Consider the following 3,899-nt stretch of genomic DNA (forward strand, 5'->3'; position numbering starts at 1 on the left):
GGTCGCCGGATGCGCCGAGACGGTATTCACGATGGTCACCGCCGATGCCGATGTCGAGCACCTGACGCTCGGCGCGGATGGCCTGCTGGCGGGATTCGCCCCGGGTTCGATCCTGGTGGACATGAGCACCATCGCGCCGCAAACCGCACGCTCGCTGGCCGAGCGTCTGTCCCGGTCGGGCGTCGACATGCTCGATGCACCGGTTTCCGGCGGTGAGCAGGGGGCGATCGCGGCGACACTGGCGATCATGGTCGGTGGCAAGGCGGCGGTACTCGAACGGGTGCGGCCCCTCTTCGCCCTGCTCGGCAGATCGGTCGTGCATGTCGGTGAGCACGGCGCCGGGCAGGTCGCCAAGGTGTGCAATCAGATGCTGATGGTCGCGGCGATTCAGGCCGTGGCCGAGGCGCTGCACCTGAGCCGCGCCGCCGGTGCCGATCCGGCCAGGGTGAGGCAGGCGCTGGCCGGTGGTTCAGCCGGCAGCCGTGTGCTGGAAGTGATGGGCGGGAGAATGGTCGATCGGGACTTCGTTGCCGGGGTCGAGGCTCGTCTGCATCACAAGGATTACCGCATCGTCATCGGCGAAGCCCATCGTCTGGGGGTGCCCCTGCCGGTTGCCGCGCAGGTCGATCATCAACTCAATGCCCTGATGGCGATGGGCTGGGGGCGTGCGGATACGGCGTCGTTATTGCGGGTTCTGGAAGCCGGCGGCCAGTGCTCATGAGAAGCTGTCTGGCGATCGTGTCGATCGCCCTGTTGAGCGCGTGTGCCGGACTCGGAGGCTTTTCACAAAAGCCCGAGGTCAGCCTTGCCGGCCTGAATCTGGTGCAACTGGGCCTGTTTGAACAACGTTTCTTGCTCAAACTGCGAATCCAGAATCCGAACGATGTGGAATTGCCGATCAATGGCCTGAACTTCGAGATCGAGCTCAATGGACAAGCGTTCATCAAGGGCCTGTCGGACAAGGCGGTCAGCGTCCCGCGATTTGGCGAAGCGGTACTTGAGGTGATGGCCACCAGTACGCTGGGGAGCACCCTGAAACAGCTTCGCGACTTGCAGAAAGGCGGCCGGGAGCGGGTCGACTACCGGATCGTCGGACGCATCCACGTTTCCGGTTTGGGCAATGTGCCCTTCGAACGGCGCGGTGATCTGCAGATGCCGGCAGCCGACCATTCACCCCGGAAGTCGCTTCCTTCCGGTTCGGACCGGTCGGGGGCGCCTGGAAAAGTCATGACCGTTAGCTCAGGGGAATGATCACCTTGTCCCACCCGGAACCTTCGTCCTCACCGTTTTCGTCGCATTGACACGCCAGTGCCGCCAGCCGCGCTTCCAGTGCCGCGATCGATTCTCCCGTCAACTGAAACTTGCGGCGGTCAATGCCATAGCGGCGTTCCGCCATTCCGGCCAGTGGACCAGAATTTGTTTGGCGGCGATCTACGCTTCTCTTCGCCCGCATGCTTAACTCCTTGGAAACATCCTTCGGCAACGCAGTCCATGGACCCTGCCGGCGGCCATTATCCGGAATACGTACTTTCGATGTCAATGCGTAAAGTGCCTCTACGCGCCCCGATGGTCATCGATAACTCATTAAGTTAATGATATTTTTGATCATTGGCCGAGACCCTGGCGCTGACCGGTGACTCCCTCGGAGGCGGCTGCGAGCGGTTTGTCGGCCGCCCGCATGCAGGCGCTCCCGGATTCCGACACGAGTTTCAATCCTGCTGGCAGGGACTCGCCGAAAGCGCGGCGTTGGTCGGCCTTGTCGAGTTCGACGACACTCTGCACCTGCCTGATCCAGGTGGCGCTGGCATTGATCGCCGCCAGGCGCGCGAGAACCGCGCTGCGGATGTCGTCCGGCAGGTCGCGCGCACGGTCGCCGGTCAGACGGGCGATTTGCGTTGCCGCAAAAGCGGCCGGTTCGACCTTTTTCCAGTCCAGCGCCAGCAGGGCTTGCAGCCAGCGGCCGGCAACCTCCGCCGGGATCACCTGGTGGGCGCTGCCATAGAGCGACTGGCGGGCGCCGATACGGCCGATCGCCCACCAGCCGAGCGTTTTCTCCGAGCCCTTGCGCAAGCGTTCGAGCAGCCATTCGCCGGCTTCGAGCTTGCGTTCGACGGGTAGTCTTTCGAGCGAAGCAAGCAGGCGCAGCATGTCGTCGTGACTGCCGGCGATGGTCGTCGCAAGGCGGCTGCGGCTCTTCGTCGGCTCGGCACGCAGCCAGGGGCCGAGTTCGGCCAGAAGTTGATCCTGAACGGTGGCCGGCAGGCCGCCCGCCGCGCGTCGCCAGAGGATCCACCATTCCGACCAGTTCTGGCTTTCGTTCACATACTGGATTCCCTGCGGGAACAAGTCGCAGAGTTGCTCGATCCGCCACTCGTCGAGCGCGTAGCCGAGACCGGGACGTAGGCAGAAACCGGCCAGATTGAGCCACAGGCGTTCATGTTCAGGTGACCGCCGGCGGCGGCGCGCGCGCGGCAACAGGAGGTCGAAGAGGGCGCGCAGCAGCGGCATCTCCCAGTCCTCGCGTTTGCCGAGCAGATGCTCGATCTGGCCGCGCAGGCGACGCACCTCCTTGTTTTCGATCGGTTGCGAGCTGGCTCCGAAAATGCGCTCGATGCACTGCACGGCATCAGCGAAACGTGCCGGCAGGACCGCCGACGACACCGCAGTATGGCCGTCGTCGCCACGCAACTGAAATTCGAGCAACCAGCGGCGGGCGGCATCGTCAACACTGACGCAATGGATTTCAAGGGTGCCGACTTCGGTCATGGCGGTGCTCAGTTGCACGCGCACCTCCCGCTGATTGCTCTCGGCGGGCGCCTGTACGACGGTGGCGATGGGCGGCAGGCGAACGAAATCATCGTCGTCGAGAAAGGTGATTTCGCCCGGCCGATAAGCATTGTCGGCGACCGACGACGCAAGGTGAAAACGTACCGGCTGCCCGAGGCGCAGGCTGAAGATGCGTTCGGGCAGCCGGATTTCGTGGCCTTCTTCCGTACCACGCGGCAGCAGGCAGATGCCGCGCCGCTGCTGTCCCTGATCATCGAGAAGCAGAAAGTAACTGCGAGCCGATCCGCCACCGATTCGCCGCCCCTGTCCCTGGCGGATCAGCGCGTAGGCCACCGCACCGCGGGCCACGGCGACGTCAGGGTTATCATTGTGCAGCAGGCGCAGCGCTGCACCTCGCCAGTCGCCGAGGGTGTACTGCAGACGTTCGGCAAGGGCATCGGCACGGAAAACGCCGCCGTTGAACAGCAGCGTGTCCGGTACCGGCAGTCCTGGTTCGCCGCCTGGGCCGGTGGCGTCGCCGAGTGCCTGGCGCGCGGCCTGCGCGTGTCGTCTGAGGAAAGCGGCGACGTGGCGCGTAATCGCCGGGTCAGCGGGGTAGGGCAGCCCGAACTCGACAATCGCGGCGCGCCGCTGCTGAACGGGTGCATCGGGCGGCACGCGCGGGAAGAAGCCGTCGACGATCACCTGCAGGACTTCATCGCGCTTCAGTTCGACCGTGCGCGCGCCGCCGATCAGCCGCGAACCGCCACCGAGCAGCGTCAGTTGGACCGTCTCGGGGGCGTCGGCGGCCAGGAGCTGTTCCTTGGCCACCCGGCAACGAGCGGTCAGTTGTGAAAAGCGCGGCGCTGACAGGCGACCTTCGCTGGCCGGCAAGCGCGATTCGACGAGGTGCGCGAGCGCGAGATCCATATTGTCGCCACCGAGCATCAGGTGGTCGCCGACGCCAATGCGGGTGAGTACCGGCTCGCCGTCCTGGATCGCCACCTGGATCAGCGTCAGATCGGTGGTGCCGCCGCCGACGTCGCAGACCATGAGCAGCCGCGTTGCCGCGAGTTCATCGGCCAGGCTCTGCTGGTGACGGAACAGCCAGTCGTAGAAAGCCGCTTGTGGTT

Annotated in this window: 4 protein-coding genes; 2 read left to right on the top strand and 2 right to left on the bottom strand. The window is 64.9% G+C overall.

Annotated features, from left to right (window positions below):
* Together CAPSK01_RS19940 and CAPSK01_RS19945 are read left to right on the top strand one after the other, a co-directional pair.
* Window positions 1-721: NAD(P)-dependent oxidoreductase (locus CAPSK01_RS19940; protein ID WP_034930980.1), on the top strand; the 721-nt coding region annotated here is incomplete at its 5' end.
* Window positions 718-1,251, top strand: a complete 534-nt coding sequence (locus CAPSK01_RS19945) for an LEA type 2 family protein (protein WP_273704166.1) — start codon at window positions 718-720, stop codon at window positions 1,249-1,251. The genes CAPSK01_RS19940 and CAPSK01_RS19945, both read left to right, overlap by 4 nt.
* Here the strand turns inward: CAPSK01_RS19945 and CAPSK01_RS19950 are convergent.
* Both CAPSK01_RS19950 and CAPSK01_RS19955 read right to left on the bottom strand, forming a co-directional pair.
* Window positions 1,235-1,540, bottom strand: a complete 306-nt coding sequence (locus tag CAPSK01_RS19950) for a hypothetical protein (RefSeq protein ID WP_273704167.1) — start codon at window positions 1,538-1,540, stop codon at window positions 1,235-1,237. The two genes, CAPSK01_RS19945 and CAPSK01_RS19950, sit on opposite strands and share 17 nt — an antisense overlap.
* A gap of 65 nt (window positions 1,541-1,605) precedes the next feature.
* Window positions 1,606-3,899 (bottom strand): Hsp70 family protein (locus CAPSK01_RS19955; RefSeq protein WP_273704168.1); only part of this gene is annotated, 2,294 nt, incomplete at its 5' end.

This window comes from Candidatus Accumulibacter vicinus (assembly GCF_000584955.1).
GTDB classification, from domain to species: Bacteria; Pseudomonadota; Gammaproteobacteria; order Burkholderiales; family Rhodocyclaceae; genus Accumulibacter; species Accumulibacter vicinus.